Here is a 25,376-nt window from a genome sequence, read left to right as displayed (position 1 = left end):
ACCATCACCCGCTAGCCCGGCGAATGAGCTTGCGAGAGCAGCCAGTTGCGAAACAGGGCCGCAGCCGGATTCACCAGGGCATTCGGCGGATAGACCAGACTATAGCTGACAGCAGCCGGCTGCACCTCGACGAAGCATCTGACTAGCTTTTTTTCGGCGAGGTCGCGTGCCACCAGCGAGCTTCGCACCAGGGCGAAGCCGCGGCCCCGCCGGCAGGCCTCCAGCATTTCGGCGAAAGAATCGAACAGGAGAGCCTCCTCGACCGCCCGAGCGATGTCGAAATGCGGTTTTGCCTCATCATCCAACCCGCTGGTAATTTGCTCGTGCCAACGCTGCCAATCCAGAATTGTGTGCCGCATGCCGGAGTAACGCAAAAGCGGAGCGGCCCTTATAGCCCAGCGCGGCGGCAGTCGTTTGGACAGTTCCGGCGAACTGACGACGAACTCCTCGTCAGTCAACAGTTCTTCATGCGTAAGACCGGCATCGGCACGGCCGAGCCAGACGGCAAGATCGGTGCCATCAGGCTGAAAATCCGGGCGCTGGTAGCCGACGGCCAGCTTCACCTCGATGTCCGGATAGCGCTGGCAGAAATCCGGCAGCCGCGCCGCCAGCCACTGGCTGGAAAACTCCGGCGAGACGGATATCGCGACGCTGCGAACCGAAATACTTGCGCGCGCCTGGTACAAGGCGGTTTCCAGCTCGACGATCACGCTTGAAATTGCGGCGTGCAGGCGCGCACCCAACGGCGTCAGCCGCGCCCCATTTCGGCCTCGGTCGAACAGGCGCCCGCCGATCCATCCTTCCAGCTGTGCAAGCTGATGGCTGACGGCGGTCTGTGTCTGCCCTATACGCTCCGCGGCTCGGCCGAAGCCGCCGGTCTCGGCAATGGCACAGAATGTCTGGAGTACCGACAGCGGTGGCAGCGGCCTCTTTCCCATGAAAATTCCTCATGCTTTACAGCCTGAGGATTCATTATACATCACTATATTCTAAGCGCATCTATCTATTGGCTAGGCACTTCGAGGTCGTAGATATATGAACATTCTTCATATTATAAGCTGGAGAGTATGCGCCGTCCAACTCCTGACCCGACGAGGGGGCATGGAATGGCGATCGTATAAGGAAAATGCCCGGAAGCGAGATATGCTACCTCAGGCAAACCAACATCTATTGCGGGATATCGGGCTAAGCGACCTTGCGGAAAAGCAATCCAATGATGGACGTCGCTAGCCTTTGAGCGTCTTCACTCTGGTCAGGTCCGGAAAGAGGCGCATCCAGAGCACAACCACCACAATGGTCCCGACGCCACCGACGATGCCGGTGAGGACAGGCCCAAGCGCAGTGGCAAGCATGCCGGACTCGAATTCACCGAGCTGATTGGAGGTGCCGATAAAAAGCGAATTCACGGCATTGACGCGGCCGCGCATGGCATCCGGCGTCAGGAGCTGCACGAGCGAGCTGCGCACGACGACGCTGACCGTATCCGAAGCGCCGACGACGAAGAGCGCTGCGACCGAAAGGATGATATTGCTCGACAGCGAAAAGACGATGGTGGCGACCCCAAAGACGAGCACGGCAAACAGCATCTTCTTGCCGACATCGCTCTGCAGCGGCCGGCGTGCCAGCCAGATCGACATAATGAGCGCACCGATGGCCGGCGCGGCGCGCAGCAGGCCAAGTCCCCATGGCCCGGCATGCAGAATATCCCGCGCAAACATCGGCAGCAGCGCCGTCGCGCCCCCAAGCAGCACCGCGAAGAGATCGAGCGAGATCGTCCCCAGCATGACCGGCCGGCTCTTGATGAAGGAGACGCCGGCAAAGACGGAGCTCAGCGTCACCGGCTCGCGCGACGACGGCTGCTCGCGTTCGACCCGGATCGAGATAACGTTGATGCTGGCGATGACATACAGCGCAGCCGAAACGGCAAACGGCGCAACGGGGCTGACGCCATAAAGCAGACCGCCGAGCGACGGCCCGATGATAAAGGCGGTCTGCATCATCGAGGTGGAGGTCGCGATGGCAACCTGCAGCAGCGACGACGGCACAATATTGGGCAAAAGCGCCGCCATGGTCGGACGTTCGAAGGCCGTCGCCGCACCCATGATGGCAACGGCGGCTAGAATACCGGCAGGTCCTATCCAATGAAACCAGACAGCTATGGCAAGAACCATTGCGGTCAGCGCCTCGATGATCTGGCAGGCAAGGCCGATGCGGCGGCGGTCGAACCGATCGGCGACATGCCCGACGACGAAGGTCAGGATGACCATCGGCAGAAACTGGCAGAAGCCGACGAGGCCGAGGAAAAAAGCGCTATGGGTCTGATCGTAGATCATCCAGCCCATGGCGACCGTGACAGACTGAAAGCCTATCGAGGAAAAGACACGCGACGCAGCGAATGAACGATAGCCGGGGTGACCGAGCACGCTTGGCCGGTCTTGAGTCTGCAGGGTATCCATGAGCCTTCTTAGTCTGCCGCCACGGACGCTTGCAGACATGCTTCTCGACAGTCGGAAATTCTACAGTCCCTGCTCTGCCTGAACGCGCCTTCTGTCAATCTCGTTTTTGCTGCAGTTGCAAATTCATTGCGGCCGACAGATCAAATCGCGGTGATGACAGGCTGAGGAGGCCCTGCGTGGCCTCGATCGACCAGATGGCGGTCAACTCCGACGCAATCGCATCGATCAGCTTCGGAACATCGCTGCCTGCCGATTCGTGCAGCGCCTCCGCGACGATCAGCACCGAACCTGTATCATTGCGCACGGCGGACAAACCACTCTGGCGATTGGTCCAGCGCCGGGCATGCGCCCGTCCTGCTCCATCGGCAAAGATCACTTCTCTGACTGCCGGATGCTCTATTTCGCCGGAAAAGGTCAAATAGGTTTCGCTGCCGCTCGCATGCCGCACTTCGAGATCGCCAGAGATTTTCGCAAGATCAAACACAGCAACGGGAATTGCGAAAGCGATCGAGATGGCATTGCAAAGATCGACGAGCGGGTGCAGCCGCGGCAACGACCCTTCCTGGCGAAATCGGCGCAGCAGCGCTTCGGATGCGCACCGATATTGTGTCGGCTTCAAGCCCATTTTGGAGAAAGCACGACGCCACACCTGGATTTCAGCCATCTCGCCCTCTGGAGCTTGCTTTAGCCGGTCTGCAGCAATCGCATGATATTTGGCAATCCGATCTTCGACATCGACAGTCGAGGTGATCCCTTCAGCAAACAACACGCCGGGAACCAGCTCGGGAAACTCGCTCCATATCTCATTCGAATGGCGGAAAAACATGGCACCTCCTGATAGGCATCTGCTTGGCGCAGCAGAAAACCTGGTCGCCGTCCTCCGGTCTTGAATAAAATTGCAGAAACTTCAGCCGATCGCCGCCGCATAGGCGCCCGGCGAGACGCCGAAATTGCGGACGAAGAGGCGCGTCATATGGCTCTGATCGGAAAAGCCGCCGGCAAAGGCCGCTTCGGCTAAGGACGTGCCCACCGCAATCAGTCGGCGCGCTTTATGAATCCGGCGCTGCATGAGGTAAGCATGCGGCGTCAGCCCCGTCGCCTTGGTGAAGGCCCGCAGGAAACGAAATTGGCTTAGACCGCACAACTCCGCAAGCTCGGCAAGGGTCAGGGGAGCGGCTGGATCGTCATCGATCAGCTCGCGCGCCCTTTTGATATCAGTGGAAATGGCATCTTCACGCAAGGCACCGGATCCCTCACGCATCATAGCGGCGATGAGCGACAGCAGCAGGCCATCCCGCAGGAGAACATTTTCAGCCGCATCCTTGACCAGAAGCGAAAACAGGCTTCTGAAATGCCCAGCCATCTCCCCGTCGCGGATGACAGGCGACGGAAATTCCATCACACCGAACCTGCCCTCACCGATATCGCGAAACAGATCACCGATCAGACTGGGATCGAAATAGAGCATGGACCATGCGCGGCTCTCGCCGACGGGCATGCCGTCATGCACCTCATTTGGATTGACGCTGATGACGTCTCCGGCCTCTGCCTGCACCATCCCTCGCCCGCTAAGCGATCTCTGCGCGCCGGTTTCGATGACTCCGATGCCGAACTGGTCATGCGTGTGCTTGGGGAAGCTGTGGCCTGTTTCGGCCCGGACTGCCTCGATGCCGGCAAGGCGAGAGCGGTATATCCTGAATTGACCGGACTTCATCGCTGATACCTCTCATCCCGTCTATTCGCTGTATCAGCTATAGCATCCAACACGAGCGATAATGTTGCCTACCCGCAATCGGGACACAAGAATTAAACGCCGCCTGCAGCCTTGTCTTCCTCCGCCGTCACCAATGCGGCCTGCGTATTGCCGGCAACCGCCGTCGGCAGCGGCGTGCCGCGCTTGCGCTCCCGCGCCAATGTCAGCAGGCCGGAAAAGATGATGAGGACGATGCCGACGGCCATCGGCATATCGATGCTGTCGTTGAACAACAGGTAGCCAAAGGCGATCGCCCAGAGCATCTGACTATATTGCGGCGGCGCAACCAGATTGGCAGGCGCCATTTGCGCGGCCGTCAAGAGCAGGACACTGCCGCACGCGCCAAGCAGGCCATAGCTCGCGAGGAATATCCACTGCGTCGGCGTGGGCATGATGACTTCGGAGAGCATGAGGAGGCCGCTGACGATAAGCGTTCCGAAAAGGCCTGCCCCATAGAGCGAGATGCGCTTCTCCTTCGAGCCGAGCGCGCGGTTGATGACGATGGAGATGGCCGCCGCAAGGCCACCGATCGCCGCGCAAAGGTGCCCGACCGAGAGCTCGCGAAAACCCGGACGCAGGACGATCAACACGCCGACGAAACCGAGAATAACCGCCGTCCAGCGCTGCCATCGCACATCCTCCTTGAGAAAAATCACAGAGAGAATGGTGACAAAGGACGGCAGCAGAAACAGCAGCGCAAAGGCTTCCGCCATTGGCAGTTTGGTGAAGGCAACGACGGAGCAGATGGCGCCCGCCGCGCCGCAGACGAAGCGCAGCAGCCACAAGGGACGGTTCGACGTCCTCACCATATCGAGCCACGCGTCCTCCCGCTTCTTCAGGAAAGGTATCGCGGCAAAGCCGAACAGCGCACCGATGAACGCGACCTGATAGGAAGGGATCGTCCCGTGAAGGATCTTGATCGACGCATCGCTGAAGGCGAAGACTGCATAGGACGCGAATGCCACGAGGACACCACGCAGGGCGGAGCGGCCCGCTGCCGCAGAACTGGAATCGGCTGTAATCGAGGACATCGGAATCTTGAGAAAAGGGCGATGGAAGAACACTGAATCAGTGAGATGCAGGCAATTGTATGATGAAATGGACTGAATTTCGATCGGGTTGGGAATAAACTATTGTTTCAACCAGACGCTTGAGGCGACCCAGCCAAATCAATTTCCAAGAAAGCCCAGCTTGTCGAGTTGGCTAGGAGAAACGCGCCCCCTGACGGTGTAGGAAAAAGCGGTAACCTTCAATGCATCACTATCGACTTCGCAGGTGAATGCTACTCTCTGCCAGCCATTGGGAGTCTGCACGGCGACGCCGTCTCCAAACAGAGCAGCATCGGAAACCATCGCCTGCGATAGCGCGGAATTCACATAGCCAATAGCCTGCAAATCGTGGCGGTATTGAAGTTTTTCCTCCGAATTGCAGAGATAGGCCACGCGTTGGCGCCGTGGCAGCTTCTTCCAAGCGTCGTATTCGCTTTTGGACAGACGCGCTATCTCGGCACTTGAATAAAGCTTCTTGGCCTGAATAGCTCGCTTCGGCGCAACCGATTTGGGAGCTTGCGGCTCGGTAACCAATGCAGTGGCGCCTTCAGCCGGGTTACTTTGGCCTCCCGAAGCAGACTGGCTTTGAGCACTCTGCTGTGAAGGAGATGGCTTCACCGCCGGAACAACAATCTGCGGCGGGTCTTTCGCTTCGTCCGTGGCCTGCTCGGCAGGAGACTGCTGCTGCGGATCGGATGATGGTGGGGCGGGAGCTTGTGCTTGCGGATCATTCTGATCTACCGCTGGGGTCTGCGGTGGCTGCACTTGCGAATCCGAAGGCTCGTTGGTCGCCAGGACGTCTGGTGCGGTCGACGAGACTTTCGCGGACGAATCGCTTGCCGGCGGTTGGGCCGCATTTGTCTGCGGATCCTTAGCGTCAGCTTGCTGTTGCGCTTCCTGCGTCTGCTCTGCCGCCTGTGACTGAGCCTCGGCTTGCGCAGCCGCCTGAGCATCCGCTTGTTGTTCAGCCGCAGCATCGTTCGGAGGCGTTGGAGGGGTATCGTCCTTCGACTGTTCCGCCGCGTCTGCCTCCTGCGTGGTATTTGCGTCCTTCTGATCGCCCTTCATGTCCGGAAGCGGCGTTTCGGTCGCAGAGGGCTGCTGTTCCGCTTTCTCAACAGGCTTGTCAGCGCCGGGATCATCAGGTTTGGGCTCAGATTTCGCCTGCTCCGACTTATCGGCCTTGGTCTCGTCAGGCTGAGATGCAGGTTTCTCTGCCTGCTTCTTACCGTTGGGATCGGATTGCTTCGGTGGCTGTTCGTCTGCTTTTTTTCCCTCCGGCTGCTGCGGCTCCTGTTGAGCGTCCGCCGTCTGTTCTGCCGGCTTCTCGTCAGGTCTTGGCGTCGGTTTGGGAGGCTGGTCGGGCTTCTCATTCACCTTCGTCGCCAGTTCCTGTTTTTCCTCCTGCTGCGGCACCAGCTCGACATTGACGCTCTGCTCGGGTTTCGCCTCTGGCGGCGCGGGAAATAGCGGCAGCAAAAAAAGCGCGACAAACAGGACGTGCAGAAGGATCGACAGGACAAAGCCCGGCCTTATCTCCCTATCCCGTTTTTCCGCACCCTTTTCCATCGTTCAGCCGGGGACTCGCGCAGAGAAAGCAATCAAGAGGAAATTGCGCATCGATTCATTCGATCCTTGCTGGCAAACAGATCAGAAGACTTTTCGGTCGCTGACATATGGTACCCGACCACACGCCGGGAAAGAGGTATCGGCCGAAATCGAACTTGTCAGGCATCTGCGCGATCCGCAATGGCGCAAAAACAAACCTGCGTGATCGCGCAGCGCGGGATAGCCGCATCTCCCGCTAGAAGAACTCATCCAGTAGCCGATAATAGGCCATCTTTTCGGCCTGCGGTTCAAAATCGCCATAGGCTTTCAAAAACTCGCCAACCAATTCCTGTCCGAAATTGTGCTCGACGCTACCGCAGGCCAGCGCGATATCCTGATGACGATCAGCCACGCCGAGGCGGCCGCAATCGATATAACCGCTGAATCTATCGCCATCGACTACGAAATTCGGAAGGCAGGCATCGCCATGAGTGACGACAAGATCCTCCGTCGGCGGTCTCGTGGCCTGAAGTTCGCGGAAAAGATCCGCCGCCGACTTTCCGAGGCGGGCCTCATCAAAGTCGTCCTCATCGACGCGGCCGGCAAGCAAGTGTGCCCTTGCCGTGCCCATTCTGCTCTCCAGTCGATGATCGAAAGGGCAGGCAGCGATATCGACTGAGTGCAATCGCCGCAAAGCACCCGCGAAAAGCCGCACCCGCTCAAGCGGCTGTAACCACTCGGCGTTGACGAAATCGCTGCCGGGAAGAGCGCTCATCAAAAGCCATTCGCGTTCGCCGTCCTTCTCATGGGCAATGATATCAGGGCACGCAAGGCCCTGCGAGGCGAGCCATCGCAGCCTCGCAACCTCGCCTGCCAATTCACCCAACGGATCGACCAGCTCGCTCTTGAGATAAACAGGCACGCGTCCATCAGCCTCAAGTCGGAAAACATGGGCCGAAGAGCGCCCGAGCGCATCCTGCCGCCATTCATACCCCGCCAGCAGATCGCGCAGGCGGACAGGAAGGGATATCTCCGTGAATTGCGGCTTGCTCGCCATGATCACCCTCTTTGATCCTGATATCCTCAATGAAAAGCCCGGCTCGCTTTCGCGAACCGGGCCTTGTTTTGTAACCTGCCGATGCCGACTTGCGCCAGACCTCAGCTGTCGAGGAAGCTTCTGAGCTTGCGGCTGCGGCTCGGGTGCTTGAGCTTGCGCAGCGCCTTGGCTTCGATCTGACGAATACGCTCGCGCGTCACCGAGAACTGCTGGCCGACTTCTTCGAGCGTATGGTCGGTGTTCATGCCGATGCCGAAACGCATGCGCAGCACACGCTCTTCGCGTGGGGTCAGCGATGCCAGAACGCGGGTCGTCGTTTCGCGCAGGTTCGCCTGGATGGCGGCGTCAATCGGCAGAAGCGCGTTCTTGTCCTCGATGAAATCGCCGAGATGCGAATCTTCTTCGTCACCCACCGGGGTTTCGAGCGAGATCGGCTCCTTGGCGATCTTCAGAACCTTGCGCACCTTTTCGAGCGGCATGGCGAGCTTTTCGGCCAGTTCTTCCGGCGTCGGCTCACGGCCGATTTCGTGCAGCATCTGGCGCGACGTGCGGACGATCTTGTTGATCGTTTCGATCATGTGCACCGGAATACGGATGGTGCGCGCCTGGTCGGCGATCGAACGGGTGATCGCCTGACGAATCCACCAGGTGGCGTAGGTCGAGAATTTGTAACCGCGGCGATATTCGAACTTGTCGACCGCCTTCATCAGGCCGATATTGCCTTCCTGAATGAGGTCGAGGAACTGCAGGCCGCGATTCGTGTACTTCTTGGCGATGGAGATGACGAGGCGCAGGTTGGCTTCGACCATTTCCTTCTTGGCGATGCGGGCTTCGCGCTCGCCCTTCTGAACCATGTGAACGATACGGCGGAATTCCGAGATCGAAATACCGGTTTCGGTCGCAAGATTCTGGATTTCCTGGCGAATGTCGCGGATCGTCGTGTTTTCGCTCTTGGCGAATTCCTTCCAGCCGCGCGCAGCCAGATTGCCGATCGACTTCATCCAGTTCGGATCGAGCTCGGCGCCCTGATACTGCTCCAGGAAGCTGTCGCGCTTGACACCATAGGATTCAGCCAGACGCAGCAGGCGGCCTTCGTTCTGAACGAGGCGCTTGTTGATGTCGTAGAGCTGCTCGACGAGCGCGTCGATGCGGTTCTGGTTCAGCGACAGAGACTTGACCGACTTGACCAGCTCATCCTTGAGTTCCTTGTAGCGGCGCTCCTGTGCGGAGGACAGTGTGCCGGAGGCCGACAGGCGCTGCTCGACCTGCTGGTCCTGCAGCTTGCGCAGCTTCTTGTATGTTTCGGCGATGATGTCGAGCGTCGTCATGACCTGCGGACGAAGCTCGGCTTCCATCGCAGCGAGGGAGAGGTTGGACTCGTCCTCGTCCTCTTCCTCCTCCTCGATCGGTAGACCTTCACCGCCAACATTGGTGATGTCGTCGTCGCCGGAAGGAGCACGGCCGCGACGTGCCTTTTCCTTCTCTTCGGCCGCCTTGCGGTCAGCCTCGATCTTCTCCGGGCTCTGGAACTGCGGGGCAGCCTTGGCCTCGGGACCGGAATAGGTGGTTTCGAGGTCGATGATCTCGCGCAGCAGCGTGGTGCCTTCGTTGAGTTCGTCGCGCCAGATAATCAGCGCCTGGAACGTCAACGGGCTCTCACAGAGGCCGCCGATCATGGTTTCGCGGCCGGCCTCGATGCGCTTGGCAATCGCGATTTCGCCTTCGCGCGACAGAAGCTCGACGGAACCCATTTCGCGCAGATACATGCGCACTGGATCGTCCGTGCGGTCGGTCGGCTCTTTCTTCTTGGCCGTCGCCAGAGCAGAACCTGTCGAAGGAGCTAGTTCGCCGCCCTCGCTATCGTCATCGCCGCCGGCATCGTCGTCGTCGCTGGCCGCAGCGCCAGCCTCTTCAACGTCTTCGTCCTCAATGACGTTGATGCCCATGTCCGAAAGCATGGCCATCGTATCTTCGATCTGTTCGGACGTCACTTCCTCGGACGGAAGAACGGCGTTGAGCTCGTCCATCGTCACATAGCCGCGCTTCTTCGCGGCCTTGATCATCTTCTTGACCGCGTCGTCGGAAAGATCGAGAAGTGGGCCGTCGGAGGTGCCGTCGCGCTCGACTTCAGCTTCTTCGTTCTCTTTGACCTTTGTTGCCATCTTTATATCGTCGCTTTCCCTGACGCTGCAAACTTACACGCGGTGAAACAATCACACTGACTGGCGCGCCCTGCACCAGCCGCGACTCACCGACGAACACCTAACGGAATGACCTTTAATGCCCAATTAACCACGATCACCGCCACCGGAGTGCAAAGCTGGATTGCGTTTGGATTTCCGGCCATGATATCAGGTGATCCGCTTGATCCAGTTTTACCGTTCTTTCCGAAGTCAAACGGTGATTCCCAGAATTTTAGTTCTCGTCAAGCTTTTCCAGCAAAAAAGCCCGTTAAATGCGCGAAAAAGCCTTATCCACAGGCTCCGCACGCAGCGATTTAATGTTTCCCGTATTTAGGAAGTCCCCACGCGATGACAAGAGCATTCTGAGCAAAGCCTCACATTTCCAGCATCGGCAGGTATTACCGAGGCCGGAAGTGTGTCCGAATGGCATCAATTCCAGTCCATGACGACCTTGCCGGAATTGCCCGAGCGCATTGCTTCGAAACCATCGCGGAAATCATCGATGCCGATACGATGCGTGATGACGGGCGATACATCGAGACCGCCTTGCACGAAGGCAATCATCTTGTACCAGGTCTCGAACATCTCGCGGCCGTAAATGCCCTTGAGGTTCAGCATCTTGAAGATGACCTTGTTCCAGTCGATCTCGAAGCCTGCCGGCGCAATGCCGAGAATGGCGATCTTGCCGCCATTGTTCATCTTGTCGATCATGTCGCGGAAGGCGGGAGCCGCGCCCGACATTTCCAGACCGACGTCAAACCCCTCGGTCATGCCGATGGACTTCATCACATCAGCGAGGTTTTCCTTGGAAGCGTCGACGACATGATCGATGCCGACCTTGCGGGCAAGCGCCAGTCGGATGGGATTGATATCGGTAATGACGACCTTGCGCGCACCGGAGCGCTTGGCGACCATGGCCCCCATGATGCCGATCGGCCCCGCGCCGGTCACCAGCACGTCCTCGCCGACCAGATCGAAGGAGAGCGCAGTGTGAACTGCATTGCCGAAGGGATCGAAAATCGCGGCAATTTCATCCGGGATATCGTCGGGGATCGGCACGACATTGGATTCGGGAATACAGACGAACTCACCAAAGGAGCCGGGACGGTTGACGCCGACACCGAGCGTGTTGCGGCAGAGATGGCCCCTGCCCGCCCGGCAGTTGCGACATTTGCCGCAAACGATATGACCTTCACCCGAGACGCGCTCACCGACATGATATTTCGTCACGGCGGAACCGATCTCGGCAATCTCACCGCAGAATTCGTGGCCGACCACCATCGGAACGGGAATGGTCTTTTGCGCCCATTGATCCCAGTTCCAAATATGGACATCGGTCCCGCAGATCGCCGACTTCTTGACCCGGATCAGGACATCGTTCGGCCCGACTTCGGGAACCGGCACATGCTCCATCCACAGCCCGACCTCCGGCTTGGATTTGACCAACGCTTTCATCATGTTCGACATGATCGGTTCTCTCCAACCAATTCAAATGATTCCAAGTTCTTTTCCGGCTTCGGCAAAGGCTGCGATCGCCTTTTCGACATCGGCCTTCGAGTGAGCGGCCGACATCTGCGTGCGGATGCGCGCCTGACCCTTCGGCACCACGGGGAAGGAAAAGCCGATGACATAGACGCCCTTCTGCAGCATGAGCGCCGCCATGTCCTGCGCGAGCTTCGCATCGCCGAGCATGACTGGGATGATCGGGTGATCCGCCCCCGCCAGCGTGAAGCCGAGCTTGGTCATTTCACGGCGAAAGAGTTCGGCATTGCCTTGAAGCCGTGCACGCAGGTCGGAGCCGTTTTCGATAAGATCGAACACCTTCAACGAGGCTGCGGCGATGACAGGCGCCAAGGTGTTCGAGAAAAGATAGGGACGCGAGCGCTGCCGCAGCCACTCGACGATTTCACCTCTGGCCGACGTATAGCCCCCGGACGCCCCGCCAAGCGCTTTGCCGAGTGTGCCGGTGATGATGTCGATCCGGCCTTCGACGCCGCAATATTCCGCCGAGCCCCGACCATGCTCGCCGACAAAGCCGACCGCATGGCTGTCATCGACCATGACCATCGCGCCATATTTCTCCGCCAGGTCGCAGACGCCGCCGAGATTGGCAATGATGCCGTCCATCGAAAAGACGCCGTCGGTCGCGATCAGCTTGAAGCGGCTGCCTTCGGCCTTCTTCAGTTCCTCCTCAAGCGCTGCCATGTCGTTGTTGGCGTAACGGAAGCGTTTGGCTTTGGAGAGCCGGACGCCATCAATAATGGAGGCATGATTAAGGGCATCCGAGATGATGGCATCTTCTTCCGATAGCAGCGTCTCGAACAACCCGCCATTGGCATCGAAGCAGGAGGAATAGAGGATCGTCGCCTCCATGCCGAGAAAGGCTGAGATCCGTGCCTCGAGCTGCTTGTGCTCCTCCTGCGTGCCGCAGATAAAACGTACCGAGGCCATGCCGTAGCCATAGCGATCTAGCGCCTTCTTCGCTGCTTCCGCGAGCTCCTCATTATCGGCAAGTCCAAGATAGTTGTTCGCGCAGAAATTAAGGACGCGCGCACCCCCAAGCACGGCGATTTCGCCGGCCTGCTTGGATGTGATGACGCGCTCGGCCTTATAGAGGCCGGCTTCTTTCAGGCCGAGAAGCTCGTTGCGCAAATGGGATATGAACGCTGAAGTCATGGTCGCATTCCGATGCTGGTCAAAGGGCCCAATTCATGAAGGAATAACATAGGATCCGGCCCGTTGCTGCATCCGACAGCGGCAAAAATGCGCAACGCCGTGACGTCTGCGCGATAGGCGGCAGTTTCGATATTATCTGTCAAAGCGGACTTAATACACGCAACTTTCCAGCCAGCCCTCATTGCTCACTATCCCAAAAATTACTTGACTCAGTCCAATATTTCACAGCAGATTAGCGTTACTCTGAAAATAAGGGAGAGCCATGAGCATATTCCATAGATTCTCCCTCGCAGGACGGGTTGCCCTCATCACCGGAGGCGGACGCGGGCTCGGATTCGAAATGGCGAAGGCTCTTGCCGATGCCGGCGCTCACGTCATCGTCAATGGGCGGACCGCAGCGACATTGAATACGGCCGTCGGGATCATCCAGGCGAGAGGCGGCTCCGCAGAAACCGCCGCCTTCGATATTTCCGATCGCGACGCTCAGCACGCAGCAATAAGTGACATCGAGAAAAATCATGGCCGGCTCGACATATTGATCAACAACGTCGGTGCGCGCGACAGGCGCCCGCTGGCCGACTTCGACGACGAGGCGATTCTCGCCTTGCTCAACACGGATCTCGCCGCCTCGATCATGCTTTCCCGCGATGCCGCGCGCTTGATGAAACGAAACAATCATGGGCGGCTGATCTCGGTCACTTCGATCAGCGGTCAGGTCGTCATGCCGGGTGACTGTGTCTATCCCGCCGCCAAGCAGGGCCTGACGGGCCTCATGCGCAGCATGGCTGTTGAATTTGGCCCTCACGGCATCACAAGCAATGCCATCGCACCTGGCTGGTTCGCAACGGAAACCAACGCGGCCATGGTCGCGAACGAAGACCTGATCCCCATCGTGCGCCAGCGCATACCCGTTCAGCGCTGGGGATGTCCGGACGAGATTGCGGGCGCCGCACTGTTCCTCGCCAGCGACGCCGCATCCTTCGTCAACGGCCATGTCCTGACCGTGGATGGGGGCATGACGGTGCGCATGTAGCTGCCAAACCGCCTGGCCAGCACGCTCCGCCGCCAGAGATCAACGACTGACGAAATCCGAGATGACAGCAAGGAACGCATCTCCGTAGCGTTCGAGTTTTGACTGACCGACGCCGGAAATCCCCAGAAGCGTCTTATGATTTTTCGGTCGCTCCGTCGCAAAGGCGATAAGGGTCGTATCCGGAAAAACGACATAAGGCGGCACGCCCAATTCCTTGGCGATCCTGGTGCGCTCGGCGCGCAGCGCATCGAAGAGAAGCTGGTCTTCGCCGGTAAGGCCGTGAGCCTGCTTCTCCGGTCGTCCCGCCTTCTTGCCGCGACGGCCCGTTTCGGGCCGATCCTTGCGGAAGAAGATCTGCCGTTCGCGCTTGAAGACAGCCCTTGCCTGCTCCTCGAGCTTCATGGCACCGAAGGCCGTGTGGTCGATGCTGATGAAACCGCTCGCCAGCAACTGCCGGAAGATCGATTGCCAGGTGCGGGCGGGAATATCCTTTCCCGCGCCGAAAACCGGCATGTCGACATGGCCGAAGCGCTCGGTCTTCTCGTTGACGGTGCCCATCAGCACATCGATGACATGGCCGGTGCCGAAACGCTCGCCGGTGCGATAGACGGCGGCGAGCGCCTTGATCGCCGCTTCCGTCCCGTCCCAAGTCTCGACAGGCTTGAGGCAGGTATCGCAATTGCCGCAGCCGCCGCCGTGCGCCTCACCGAAATGCGCGAGGATCGACTGCCGCCGGCATCCTGCCGTTTCACAAATGGCGAGCAGCGCATTGAGCTTTGCCCGCTCGACACGCTTGATCTCCTCGGATGCCCCGCCTTCATCGATCATCCGCCGACGCTGGATGACGTCGGCCATGCCATAGGCCATCCAGACATTCGAGGAGAGGCCATCACGCCCGGCTCGTCCCGTCTCCTGATAATAGGCTTCCACTGAACCCGGCAGATCGAGATGGGCGACATAGCGCACATTCGGCTTGTCGATGCCCATGCCGAAGGCAACCGTCGCCACGAGGCACAGGTCTTCCTCTTTCAAGAAAGCATCCTGATTGGCATCGCGAAGCGCTCGATCCATGCCGGCATGATAGGGAAGTGCGCGGATGCCCTGCCCGTTCAGCCATTCTGCCGTATCCTCGACCTTGGCACGCGAGAGGCAATAAACAATGCCGCTATCGCCACGGTGCCTTTCGAGAAAACGCAGCAATTGCTGACGCGGCTGATCGCGCTCGACAATCTCGTAAGTGATATTCGGACGATCGAAGCTGGTGGTGAAAACCTTGGCATTGTCGAGAGCCAGCCGCTCGATAATGTCGTCGCGCGTGTGCGGATCGGCCGTTGCCGTCAGGGCGATGCGCGGGACGCCGGGAAAGAGCTCGGCAAGCCTGCCGAGATCGCGATATTCCGGCCTGAAATCATGCCCCCATTGCGAGACGCAATGCGCCTCGTCGATGGCGAAAAGCGCGATCTTCGCTCTGCCGAGCATCTGGCAGAAGCCTTCCGTCGCGATGCGTTCCGGCGTCACATAGAGCAGATCGAGCTTGCCGGCGGAAATAGCGCGATAAACATCACTGGCCTCCTCGCGCGACAGTGACGAATTCAAGGCGACCGCCCGAATGCCGAGCTGCTTCATCGCCTCCACCTGATCCCGCATCAGCGCAATCAGCGGCGAGACGACGATGCCGATACCATTGCGGCAGAGCGCGGGAATCTGGAAACACAGCGATTTGCCGGCACCGGTCGGAAACAGCACGACCGCATCGCCGCCGGAAACGACATGCTCGACCACTTGCTGCTGCTTGCCGCGAAAGGCGGAATAGCCATAAACGCGCTTCAGGACATCGAGCGGCGCTGGCGCACCGGTATGCTCGGCGAACAACGCGTCGTCTGCGGAAAATCGCGGCTCTTGTCTTTCAGGCTGAGGCATCTATTCCCTATTTTCCAGCGGCACCTTTGACGCGACCGGAGAGCACGCCGAAGCCATCGATGATCGCTTCCTGGTTTTCCAGCCGCAGCGCCTCGAGCTGCACTTCCTGCAAGGCGCGAATCAATGGCTCGATCGCTTCACCGTCGCCTTCTTCCGTCGCCTCGGCAATAGCACCCTCCAGCTCGATCTTATGCCAGCGCAATGCTTTCGAACGCTTGTGGAGCGCGAGCGCCTGGCGATACCCCTCGCGCGCATCCTCCATGGCGGCCTCCTCGGTCGCCGTCCACAGACGGGCATTGCGAATCTGCTGCTCCAGACCCTTCAGCAAGGCGCCGAAATCCTGTTCTTCCAATTGCTCGACCAGCCGCTCGCGGACGAGCTGAGGCCCGACCAGAGTTGCGGCTGCCCCGAGAACCGCGGACCAGAGCCGCTGCAACTCACGACTGTCATAATCGATCGCGGCAATCTCGTCATATTCGTCCTGCAGGAGTGCCGGATGGTTGACGATGGTCAAAGCGAGCACGCTTTCGCGAAGGCTCGGGATATCCTGATGTCCCTTAATCATGGCCGAGCGCTGCAGGCGGTCGGATGCCGTCGTTATCATTGCGGCCCCAACACGTGCCTGCCCGCCTCGACCTGCGAAGTTGCGGCCATTGCCGTCACGGGAAAAACCACGTCCCCGCTGGCCGCCCCGCTGGAACTGCGGCTGGAACAGCCCGTTCAGCCGCTCGCGCATATTCTGCTGATAATGACGGCGCACATCTTCATCGCCGATGACCGAAACAATGCGCCGCAATCGCGCTTCCAGCTCCGCACGCGCCTCCGGCGTCTCGAAGGTGCCGCTGCCGGCTTCCCTCGTCCAGATGAGCTCAGCAAGCGGCTTTGCCTGCGCCAGCACCTTGTCGAACGGCGCACGCCCATCCTGCCGCACGAGATCGTCAGGGTCCTTGCCATCGGGCAATAGCGCAAAGCGCACGGTGCGGTTCGGTTTGATGTGCGGCAGCGCCAGATCGGCAGCACGATTGGCGGCACGGATGCCGGCACCATCGCCATCGAAGCAGAGCACCGGCTCCGGCGTCATCTTCCACAGGAGATCGAGCTGGCTCTCCGTCAGTGCCGTGCCGAGCGGCGCAACCGCATTCTCGACGCCGGCCTGATGCAGCGCGATGACATCCATATAACCTTCGACTGCTATAATCGTGCCAGCGCCGTCGGCACCCTGAGCAGCGCGGCGCGCACGCGTGAAATTGTAGAGCACGTTGCCCTTGTGAAAGAGCTCTGTCTCGTTGGAATTCAGATATTTCGCTGGTGCATCCGGCGACATGGCGCGGCCGCCAAAGGCAATCACCTTTTCCCTGGAAGAGAGAATCGGAAACATGATGCGGTCACGAAACCGGTCATAGGAAACCGGCACATTCTCGTGCACGACAAGGCCACAGGCCTCCATCTGTTCCTTCAGCACACCCTTGCTGGCAAGATGCTCTTTCAGCGCGTTGCGGCTATCGGGCGAATATCCTAGGCGGAAGGTTTCGATGGTGCGGCCGCTGAGGCCGCGATCACGCAGATAAGCCCTCGCCCGTGCACCATTGGCGGTCTGCAGCTGATCTTGGAAAAACTGAGTCGCCATCTCCATAACATCGAGTAGCGACGTGCGTTCCTTCTCGCGCTTCGCCTCCATCGGATCCGCAACAGGCATGGGAACGCCGGCCATATCGGCGATCTGCTGCACCGCTTCCGGAAAGCTCAAGCCTTCCAATTCGGTGAGAAAGCGAAAATGATCGCCCGTTACGCCGCAGCCGAAGCAATGATAACGCCCCTTGCGGTCCTCGCAGTGGAAGCTCGGCGACTTCTCGCCGTGGAAGGGGCAGCAAGCCCAGTAATCGCCGCGCGGCACATTCGTCTTGCGCCTGTCCCAGGTCACACGACGACCGATCACGTCCGAAATCAAGACGCGGTCGCGAATCTCGTCGAGAAACGTATTGGAAAATCGCATGGCTACCTCTGGCTCATCCCATATAAACAGGAATACCAGGCATTGCCACGATGACCCCGACCGCCTCCCACGCTATTCACAGCCCTTTGTCGGCGATTGCATCGTCGCCATTCGATCACAACTCCGTGAACACGGCGACACATTTATCCGCATTCGTGTCGAAATCCACGGCTGCGTTCGACAGGCCTGAAACGCTCAAAAATCGCCTCGGCGTGACCGAAACTGGTAGGTTATGTCCATAGGAGTAACTATTTCGTCCGCGAAAATCCGCCAAAAAGCAAAGGCTTGCGCAGCCTATTGCAGACAAACGCGAACAAGAGCACTGCAATGGACAATCAATGGGTGCAAAGCAATGACGCCCGTGGGACACTCTCTGACGGCGCATTTGCGGCAAGGTTTGTAAGCCAAACATTATTTTTTTGTAATTTGATTGTTCGTGTGCGCCGCAATAGCGTTCTTCTCACAGGGCGAGACAAGCCGGCGAAGAAACTTCTTTGCGACGCGACATGCCGAGACGCCCTGACGAACCGGAAGCCACCAGGTACGGGCTTTCAGTTTAGGAGAGGGAAATGCGCATTCTGATCGTACCCTTGGCAGCAGCGGCCATCTTCGCCACAGCGACCTACAGCTCGGCCACGATGGACAGCGGCGCCAGCGAAAAGAATGTGCTCTATGCCGGTGCGGGATATCAGTTGCCGGCGAATATGAAAGTTCCTGCCCTTACGGCAGGCGTAAAGGTTCAAATGTCCGAACTGCCGCCGCAGGCATTGGCTTTGCCCCAGCAGATTAGGATCTTCAGATAAGTTCAGCAGATACTCAGGTGGGGCACCATCCCTACCCCCGGCGCCGCCCCACCTGAGTGCCTTTGCAAAAGACGTTTGATTTTTGGGCCCCACCCTGCGTCATCGAACGTCAGCAAAGCGCAAGAAGGCAGGAGCTCCCCCAGCTCCTGCCTTCTCTAATTTTGGGCCATCTCAATTTCGCGACAACACGAGCATTGAACATAGGCTGCGGACCATCTTTGGTTCGTCGGCGCAAGTATCTTGACGCAACGACCTCGATCGATATCTTTTATTATCTACGTATATGCGATCTTAGTAATTATCTCGTCAGACAATTTGAAACTTTGTTCAGCTGATCGGAGACGGTTGCATGTCTTTATCCGCGAAGGAACTTGTTCAAGACCCCAAATTTTTCACGGAAATCCTCGATTATACACGAGAGATTATATCCACTTATGATGAGAATCAGCGCGTATGCTCTGTCTTTGCTTCGCAGCAACGCTGGCTGATGGCGCTCGCCGGCTTCGCCCTTTATTGCGGCGGCATCGATGGAGAACCGCCCGGCATTCATGCCAATCGCTTCGCCAACTATATCGTCGAACATGAAATCGCCAGCCACAACACCGCGCTCAGCTTCATTCAGGAGATGCTGGCTCTCGGTTTTCTGCGCTATCTGCCGGTCACGAGCGACAGGCGCGCGCGGCCGATGCAGCCCACGGAAGAGGCAGCAATGCAGCTTGCGAAATGGATGAGCATCCATCTTTCCGTGCTGGATCGATTGGATGGCGGCAAGCGCAACGCCCTGTTCAGCAAAAAACCGGAGCTCATTGGTCTGCTACAGCCCCCGATCTCGGTCGGCATCATAGAAAATGACGACCTGCGCAATCCGGGAGAAACGTTCGATCTGTTCACCTGGGCAAATTCAGGCGGCATCATCATGGATTATCTGATCTCTCGCATCGTCACGATCAACACGACGACTCAGAAAGCGGTCATCGGGCCGGTGGCCTTTACGGATATCTGCAACCGGTTTCTCATCTCCAGGACCAATGCAAAGCGACTCATGAACAAGGCCATAAAGATGCAAAGCGTCGGATGGACGGGATCGCCGGGGCGGAGCCAGCTTTGGCTCTCCACCGCTTTCATTGAGGAATATCGGAATTATCAGGCGGGGAAGCTCGCCATCATAGACGCCGCCTGGCAAACTGTCCTCGGCACGCGGCCGGTCCGCATGCCGAGGGTGAAACAGAGTTTTACTTCAGCAGTTCCTTAAGGATGGCCGAGGCTTTTGCGAAATCCATCTGGCCGGCATAGCGCTCGCGCAGGGCGGCCACACACTTGCCCATATCCTTCAGGCTCTGCGCGCCGAGTTCTGCGACAATCGCAACGCAGATCTCACGCACCTTTTCTTCGGAAAGCTGCTCGGGCATGAAGCCCTGGATGACGGCGATCTCTTCGCGCTCCTTGTCGGCGAGCTCCGGGCGGCCGCCGTCGATGTAGATCTTCACCGATTCCTCGCGCTGCTTGATCATCTTGGCGAGCAACTGCAGGATCTCATCCTCGCTCGCCTGTTCCTTGCCGAGACCGCGATTGGCAATGTCCTTGTCCTTGATCGCAGCAAGGATGAGACGGACGGTCGAAAGCCTCGCCGTATCCTTTGCCTTCATGGCGTCCTTCTGGGCATTGGAAAGGGTTTCGCGGATCATGTCTCTAAACTCCTTGAAGCAGGCCGGCGACGATCGCCCCGGCCACTTATGTCATGTTGCTGTCTCTTAAACCAACAGTGCCGATCAACGCAATTGCGCCCGGAAGCCCGAATTCCCTATCAGGAAAGCGAAAGCGCGCATTGACCGGCTCGCCTTGTTTAGCTATGTCCATCACCTGCACATTAGATCGATAGGAAGATCTCAAGCCGCGACCTCGGTCGACGGCTGCACCTTGCTACAAACATGGCGGAACCGCCGGTCTCTTCAAGGCCGCGCCCGACGCCGGAAACGGGATGACTATGACCGCCACAGCCCCATGGACCACTGAAAAGCCGACCGCCCTCCTCGTTCTCGCGGATGGCACCGTGATCGAAGGCAAGGGTATCGGCGCGACCGGCAAGGTCCAGGCCGAAGTCTGCTTCAACACGGCGCTGACGGGTTATGAAGAGATCCTCACCGACCCCTCCTATCTCGGCCAGATCGTCACCTTCACCTTCCCTCATATCGGCAATGTCGGCACCAACGATGAAGATATCGAAGACTTGACACCAGCCGCCCGTCACGGCGCTGTCGGCGTCATCTTCAAGGCTGATATCACCGATCCCTCGAACTACCGTGCCGCCAAGCACCTCGACCAGTGGCTGAAGGCGCGCGGTATCATCGGTCTCTGCGGCATCGACACCCGTGCGCTGACCGCCTGGATCCGCGAGAACGGCATGCCGAATGGCGTGATCGCTCACGATCCGAACGGCGTCTTCGACATCGAGCAGCTGAAGGCGGACGCCAAGGCGTGGAGCGGTCTCGAAGGTCTCGATCTCGCCAAGGTCGCTTCCTCGGGTCAGTCCTCGCAATGGTCGCAGACGCCCTGGGTCTGGAACGAAGGCTATGGTGAACTCGGCGCCGACGACGCCAAGTACCATGTCGTCTGCCTCGACTACGGCGTCAAGCGTAACATTCTGCGCCTGTTTGCCGGCCTCGATTGCAAGGTCACCGTCCTGCCGGCGACGGCTTCGACGGATGACGTGCTTGGTCTCAAGCCGGACGGCATCTTCCTGTCCAACGGTCCCGGCGACCCGGCTGCGACGGGCGAATATGCCGTGCCCGTCATCAAGGACCTGCTGAAGACCGAAATCCCGCTCTTCGGCATCTGCCTCGGCCACCAGATGCTCGGTCTGGCGCTCGGCGCCAAGACGGCGAAGATGCATCAGGGCCATCACGGCGCCAACCATCCGGTGAAGGACCACACGACGGGCAAGGTCGAAATCGTTTCGATGAACCACGGCTTCGCAGTCGACTCCAACTCGCTGCCGGAAGGTGTTGAGGAGACTCATATTTCGCTCTTCGACGGCAGCAATTGCGGCCTGCGCGTATCGGGCAAGCCGGTCTTCTCGGTGCAGCATCACCCTGAAGCGTCACCCGGCCCGCAGGATAGCCACTATCTTTTCCGCCGCTTCATCAACCTGGTGCGCGACAAGAAGGGCGAAGAAGCCCTGGCCGAACGCGCCTGATAAAGCCGACCATCCAATCGCATGAGAAAGCCTCGGATTGGTACCAATCCGAGGCTTTCTTTTTGTGCGTCAACTTGGGAGGTCTTTCGTCGCATATGTTCATGCTTGCCCGAGCTCAGGCTTGCAGGCGGCGCTGCTTGACCACTTCGAGCTCGCTCATCAGGATTTCTTCGAGGAACTCGAAATCCGATTGTCCGAATTCAACGAAGCCGAATCTCAGCTTGTAACCCCAATTCTTGTCCTGGGTGAAATCAAGCCAGCCCAGGAGAGGACGGAGCGGCTGTTCGGGCGCATCAAGCCAATCCACATCCTTGCGATAAGCTTTTCCGCAACCCATCTCGGCGAGATAAGGCTCACCCTCACGGACAAAGCCGATAGCAGTGAAACTCTGAAAGCCGTCCCTCTCGCCCATCTTGACGGATGGGGAGTAGTAGACGATGCCGTCGCCCGGCTTGATGCGCTTCAAGGGGGCCCGCTTGCCATGATTCACTTGCATGAAGCCATGTTCGCGCCCAATGCGTACATGCTCAGCACTGGCCACAGCCAACCAATAGGACTTCTGCTCCGGCTCCGGTCGCCGGGACGAAGTGTTGGCGTGCGGCAGGAGGCGTACAGCTGCCCCCCGATTGATCTGGTCGTCCCGCGGGAAAAGCGCGACATCGTTACGATTACTTGCCTTGAATAACATGGTCGTCTCCCGTCTTTGGTATGTCACCAATATAGACGACCATGCTGTCAAGTTTTGTCAGTAGTCTCGCAACGCAACGAAGACCGTCGCTATCAGGCGGCAGCCTTCTCAGCCCGCACGAGGATGTAGAACCGGGCACAAAGCATCGCCGCCGCCGAAGCAAGGCCGAGCAGGAAGCCGAACCAGATGCCGATGCCGCCGAAGCCGAGCGGAAACGCCAGCAGCCAGGCGAGGAAGAAGCCGATCGGCCAATAGGCGATCAGCGCCAGGATCATAGGCACGCGCGCATCCTTCAGACCACGCAGCAGGCCGCTCGCAATCGCCTGCAGCCCATCGACGAGCTGGAAGAAGCCGGCGACGACAATCAGCGGCGCGGCAAAGGCAAGCACCTGCGAGGCCTCGGCCGAATGGACGTCCAGGAACCAGCTTGCCAGCCAGGATGGCACGGTTGCAAACAGGATGCTGCCGCAAACCGCAATGCAGCTCGAAACGATGAGCACCACGATGGCCGCGCGCTTCAGGCCGAAATGATCGCCCTGGCCGTGCGCGACGCCGACGCGCACGGTCGCAGCCTGGCTGAGGCCGAGCGGGATCATGAAGGCGATCGAAGCCCACTGCAGCGCGATACCGTGGGCAGCAAGCTCGATCGTGCCGATCTGCCCCATCAGCAGCGATGCCGCGGTGAACAGGCTGACCTCAGCCAGAACCGTCACACCGATCGGAAAACCAAGCCGGATGACATCCCACAAAGCATGCCAGTCGGGCCGCCAGAATCGAGCGAAGATCTCGTAGCGCCGCGTTTCCTGGTGGGCCTGCACGTAACCGACGATGAAGAGAAATCCGGCCGTCTGCACGGCGACGGAGACAATGGCCGCGCCATGCAGCCCCATCGCCGGCAAGCCGAAATGTCCGAGCACCAGGATATAGGCCAGCACGGCATTCATGACCAGCATGGCGATGGTGACCTTGAGGATGATGCCGGCACGGCCGATGGCGCTGACCAACGCCCGGATGACATTGTAGAGCAGCCCCGGCAACACGGCGAAGTGGCCGATATCGATATAGCCGCTCGCCAATTTCGCGACGTCAGGCTTTTGTCCGGCCGCCAGCAGAATCTGTTCGGAATAGAAAAATGCCGGCTGCACCAACAGCCAATAGGCCGTTACGACCCACAGGCCCATACGCAGCGCACGGCGCACCGAGGTAACGTCGCCTCTGCCATAGGCCTGTGCCACCAGCGGCATGACCGCGATGGAAAAGCCCGAACCGAAAACCAGGATCGTGAACAGGAACTGCGCGGAAAGCACCATTGCAGCCAGCTGCTCGGCGCCGAGCCGGCCGACGATCATCACGTCAGTGGTATTGATGCCGAGCTGCGCCAATTGCGCGCCGATCAACGGAATGCCCAGCGCAAGCGTTGCGCGAACATGTGCGGACCACGAATTATCATTGTCATGCGCGTGCGGGCGCGCAGGTACCGGCATATCCATAGCGAAGACTCGATCTTTAGAATCGCGCGGACCGCCCTACCCATGCGTGCGCGAGCCTGCCGCATTAACGCAACTTAGCTTAAAAAGCCAGCAGACAAGCCCATGATGCTAAAGAATTCATCGGAGCATCAAAATATCTGATGATTTTTTAGGCTGCCTCGCCCGCCTGTGATTGTGCGACCGCCTTCGGTTCCGTCTTGCGAACCTTCATCACAAGCACGACAAGCCCGCCGACCACCAGAATTGCGCTCATGATGAAGGGTGCACCGGCAAAAACGACGGGTGCGGCCGGCGCGGTATAATACTGAAACAGATAGGGAAACAGCACCGGCCCGATGATGGCAGTAATACTCGTCAGGCTACCGAGCGCCCCCTGCAATTCACCCTGTGCGGAAGGCGGAACCTTGCTGGCTGCAATCGATCGCAAAGGCGCATCCGCCACGTTTTCGATGACAGTCAGGACGATAACCGCGTAAACCATCCATCCTTGCCATGAAAAGGCGTAACCGATCAGACCGAGACAGGAAAACACCATTCCGAGCACTGCGGTCTTCCACTCACCGAGCACAGGCACGAGCCGCGGCAGTACCAGACCCATGGCGATGGCGGCACCGATCCCATAGACGGCGAGCGAGAAGCCGATCTGCCCTTCGCTCCAGTCATAGCGATAGGAGGTGACGAAAGCCCATACGGCCGGATAGACGCCGTGCGCCAGCCAGTTCAGGAACATCACGACGCAGACCCAGCCGATGCCCTGGTAGCGGCGCATTTGTCTGAGCGCGCCGAACGGATTGGCGCGCGTGATCTCGAAAGGCCGGCGATGCTTGGCATCCAGCGTTTCCGGCAAGAGGAAATAGGCGCCGACGAAATTCAGGAAGGCCAGAGCCGCCGCGCCGTAGAAAGGCACGCGCGGCCCGAACTCGCCGAGGAAGCCGCCGATAACAGGCCCGAGCACGAAGCCGACGCCGAAAGCCATGCCGATCAGGCCGAAATTCTTCGCGCGGTTTTCGTCATTGCTGATATCGGCGATATAGGCCGAGCAGGTCGAGAAGCTTGCGCCGCTGATGCCGGCAAGAATGCGGCCAACGAACAGCATCCAGTAAGAGCCGGCAATCGCGCAGATGAAATTGTCGATGGCGAATGTCAGTACCGAAGCAAGCAGAAGCGGGCGGCGGCCGAAACGATCGCTCAGATTGCCGATCAACGGCGAAAACAGGAACTGCATGGCGGCATAGGCCAGCAGCAGCCAGCCACCCTCGGTCGCCGCCGTGCTGACCGAGGCACCCGTCAATTCCTCAAGATATTTCGGCATGACCGGCATGATGATCGCGATGCCGATGACGTCGAGGAAGAGAATAAGGAAGACGAGGAACAGGCCCCGACGGGCGAATTTCTGATCGATCATGGAGGTGCCTTCTGGCGGCTCCGTCTCGATGAAAGAGACAGAACGTGAACGAAAAACCGGAGCTCCCCCATACATAAAGATTTTGGCGGAAACAATCCGTGAACGCTTCAATCTTATTGATTTATTGAC

General features: G+C 58.9%; 21 protein-coding genes. 4 read left to right on the top strand and 17 right to left on the bottom strand.

Annotation, left to right across the window (positions count from 1 at the left end):
- Window positions 1-11: 11 nt before the first annotated feature.
- The 10 genes from GDN47_RS03795 to GDN47_RS03750 form a co-directional block, all read right to left on the bottom strand.
- Entirely contained in the window at window positions 12-938 is a 927-nt protein-coding gene (locus tag GDN47_RS03795) for a LysR substrate-binding domain-containing protein (protein WP_113351888.1), read from the bottom strand.
- Between the two features lie 288 nt (window positions 939-1,226).
- Window positions 1,227-2,456, bottom strand: a complete 1,230-nt coding sequence (locus tag GDN47_RS03790) for an MFS transporter (protein WP_113351887.1) — start codon at window positions 2,454-2,456, stop codon at window positions 1,227-1,229.
- Window positions 2,457-2,550: 94 nt separating this feature from the next.
- Window positions 2,551-3,282, bottom strand: a complete 732-nt coding sequence (locus GDN47_RS03785; protein WP_113351886.1) for a B3/B4 domain-containing protein — start codon at window positions 3,280-3,282, stop codon at window positions 2,551-2,553.
- Between the two features lie 81 nt (window positions 3,283-3,363).
- The gene (locus GDN47_RS03780) at window positions 3,364-4,170 is read right to left on the bottom strand and encodes an AraC family transcriptional regulator (protein ID WP_113351885.1); all 807 of its coding nucleotides are present in this window, start codon (window positions 4,168-4,170) and stop codon (window positions 3,364-3,366) included.
- 92 nt (window positions 4,171-4,262) lie between these two features.
- On the bottom strand, window positions 4,263-5,240 hold the full coding sequence (locus tag GDN47_RS03775) for a DMT family transporter (RefSeq protein ID WP_113352044.1): 978 nt from the start codon (window positions 5,238-5,240) through the stop codon (window positions 4,263-4,265).
- Between the two features lie 138 nt (window positions 5,241-5,378).
- Window positions 5,379-6,827, bottom strand: a complete 1,449-nt coding sequence (locus GDN47_RS03770) for a DUF930 domain-containing protein (RefSeq protein WP_152092638.1) — start codon at window positions 6,825-6,827, stop codon at window positions 5,379-5,381.
- A 235-nt stretch (window positions 6,828-7,062) separates the two neighbouring features.
- The gene (locus tag GDN47_RS03765) at window positions 7,063-7,863 is read right to left on the bottom strand and encodes an APH(3')-II family aminoglycoside O-phosphotransferase (RefSeq protein ID WP_173002436.1); all 801 of its coding nucleotides are present in this window, start codon (window positions 7,861-7,863) and stop codon (window positions 7,063-7,065) included.
- Between the two features lie 101 nt (window positions 7,864-7,964).
- Window positions 7,965-10,025 (bottom strand): RNA polymerase sigma factor RpoD, encoded by a 2,061-nt coding sequence (rpoD, locus tag GDN47_RS03760; RefSeq protein WP_113332283.1) that lies wholly within the window; start codon window positions 10,023-10,025, stop codon window positions 7,965-7,967.
- Window positions 10,026-10,475: 450 nt separating this feature from the next.
- Window positions 10,476-11,513: an L-threonine 3-dehydrogenase gene (gene tdh / locus GDN47_RS03755; RefSeq protein ID WP_113395366.1), complete on the bottom strand. Its 1,038-nt coding sequence runs from the start codon at window positions 11,511-11,513 to the stop codon at window positions 10,476-10,478.
- A 21-nt stretch (window positions 11,514-11,534) separates the two neighbouring features.
- Window positions 11,535-12,722, bottom strand: coding sequence for a glycine C-acetyltransferase (locus GDN47_RS03750; protein WP_113332281.1), 1,188 nt, complete (start codon window positions 12,720-12,722; stop codon window positions 11,535-11,537).
- Between the two features lie 262 nt (window positions 12,723-12,984).
- Here GDN47_RS03750 and GDN47_RS03745 point away from each other — a divergent pair, with 262 nt between their 5' ends.
- A complete protein-coding gene (locus GDN47_RS03745; RefSeq protein ID WP_113332280.1) occupies window positions 12,985-13,755 on the top strand; it encodes an SDR family oxidoreductase in 771 nt (256 codons plus the stop codon).
- A gap of 39 nt (window positions 13,756-13,794) precedes the next feature.
- Here GDN47_RS03745 and recQ read toward each other — a convergent pair whose 3' ends face one another.
- Window positions 13,795-15,675: a DNA helicase RecQ gene (recQ, locus tag GDN47_RS03740; RefSeq protein ID WP_113351881.1), complete on the bottom strand. Its 1,881-nt coding sequence runs from the start codon at window positions 15,673-15,675 to the stop codon at window positions 13,795-13,797.
- 7 nt (window positions 15,676-15,682) lie between these two features.
- On the bottom strand, window positions 15,683-17,668 hold the full coding sequence (gene dnaG / locus GDN47_RS03735; RefSeq protein ID WP_113351880.1) for a DNA primase: 1,986 nt from the start codon (window positions 17,666-17,668) through the stop codon (window positions 15,683-15,685).
- 569 nt (window positions 17,669-18,237) lie between these two features.
- Between dnaG and GDN47_RS03730 the strand changes: the two genes are divergently transcribed.
- Window positions 18,238-18,471, top strand: a complete 234-nt coding sequence (locus tag GDN47_RS03730; RefSeq protein ID WP_092711581.1) for a hypothetical protein — start codon at window positions 18,238-18,240, stop codon at window positions 18,469-18,471.
- Window positions 18,472-18,826: 355 nt separating this feature from the next.
- On the opposite strand, the gene GDN47_RS32275 is transcribed toward GDN47_RS03730, so the two are convergent.
- The gene (locus tag GDN47_RS32275) at window positions 18,827-19,210 is read right to left on the bottom strand and encodes a hypothetical protein (protein ID WP_233789751.1); all 384 of its coding nucleotides are present in this window, start codon (window positions 19,208-19,210) and stop codon (window positions 18,827-18,829) included.
- Between GDN47_RS32275 and GDN47_RS32270 the strand changes: the two genes are divergently transcribed.
- The gene (locus GDN47_RS32270) at window positions 19,181-19,723 is read left to right on the top strand and encodes a hypothetical protein (RefSeq protein WP_233788718.1); all 543 of its coding nucleotides are present in this window, start codon (window positions 19,181-19,183) and stop codon (window positions 19,721-19,723) included. The genes GDN47_RS32275 and GDN47_RS32270 overlap by 30 nt on opposite strands.
- On the opposite strand, the gene GDN47_RS03720 is transcribed toward GDN47_RS32270, so the two are convergent.
- Window positions 19,704-20,156: a GatB/YqeY domain-containing protein gene (locus GDN47_RS03720; RefSeq protein WP_095435367.1), complete on the bottom strand. Its 453-nt coding sequence runs from the start codon at window positions 20,154-20,156 to the stop codon at window positions 19,704-19,706. The genes GDN47_RS32270 and GDN47_RS03720 overlap by 20 nt on opposite strands.
- Window positions 20,157-20,455: 299 nt before the next feature.
- On the opposite strand from GDN47_RS03720, the gene carA reads away from it, so the two are divergent.
- A complete protein-coding gene (gene carA, locus GDN47_RS03715; protein WP_113351879.1) occupies window positions 20,456-21,664 on the top strand; it encodes a glutamine-hydrolyzing carbamoyl-phosphate synthase small subunit in 1,209 nt (402 codons plus the stop codon).
- A 115-nt stretch (window positions 21,665-21,779) separates the two neighbouring features.
- Here the strand turns inward: carA and GDN47_RS03710 are convergent, their stop codons facing one another.
- The 3 genes from GDN47_RS03710 to GDN47_RS03700 form a co-directional block, all read right to left on the bottom strand.
- On the bottom strand, window positions 21,780-22,352 hold the full coding sequence (locus GDN47_RS03710; RefSeq protein ID WP_113351878.1) for an EVE domain-containing protein: 573 nt from the start codon (window positions 22,350-22,352) through the stop codon (window positions 21,780-21,782).
- Between the two features lie 92 nt (window positions 22,353-22,444).
- A complete protein-coding gene (locus GDN47_RS03705; protein ID WP_113332274.1) occupies window positions 22,445-23,842 on the bottom strand; it encodes an MATE family efflux transporter in 1,398 nt (465 codons plus the stop codon).
- Between the two features lie 148 nt (window positions 23,843-23,990).
- On the bottom strand, window positions 23,991-25,247 hold the full coding sequence (locus GDN47_RS03700) for a TCR/Tet family MFS transporter (protein WP_113351877.1): 1,257 nt from the start codon (window positions 25,245-25,247) through the stop codon (window positions 23,991-23,993).
- Window positions 25,248-25,376: the final 129 nt, after the last annotated feature.

This window comes from Martinezella dioscoreae (assembly GCF_009176305.1).
Lineage (GTDB): Bacteria > Pseudomonadota > Alphaproteobacteria > Rhizobiales > Rhizobiaceae > Rhizobium > Rhizobium dioscoreae.
Note: the sequence above shows the minus strand (reverse complement) of the source record. Positions and strands in the feature narration are given on the sequence as shown.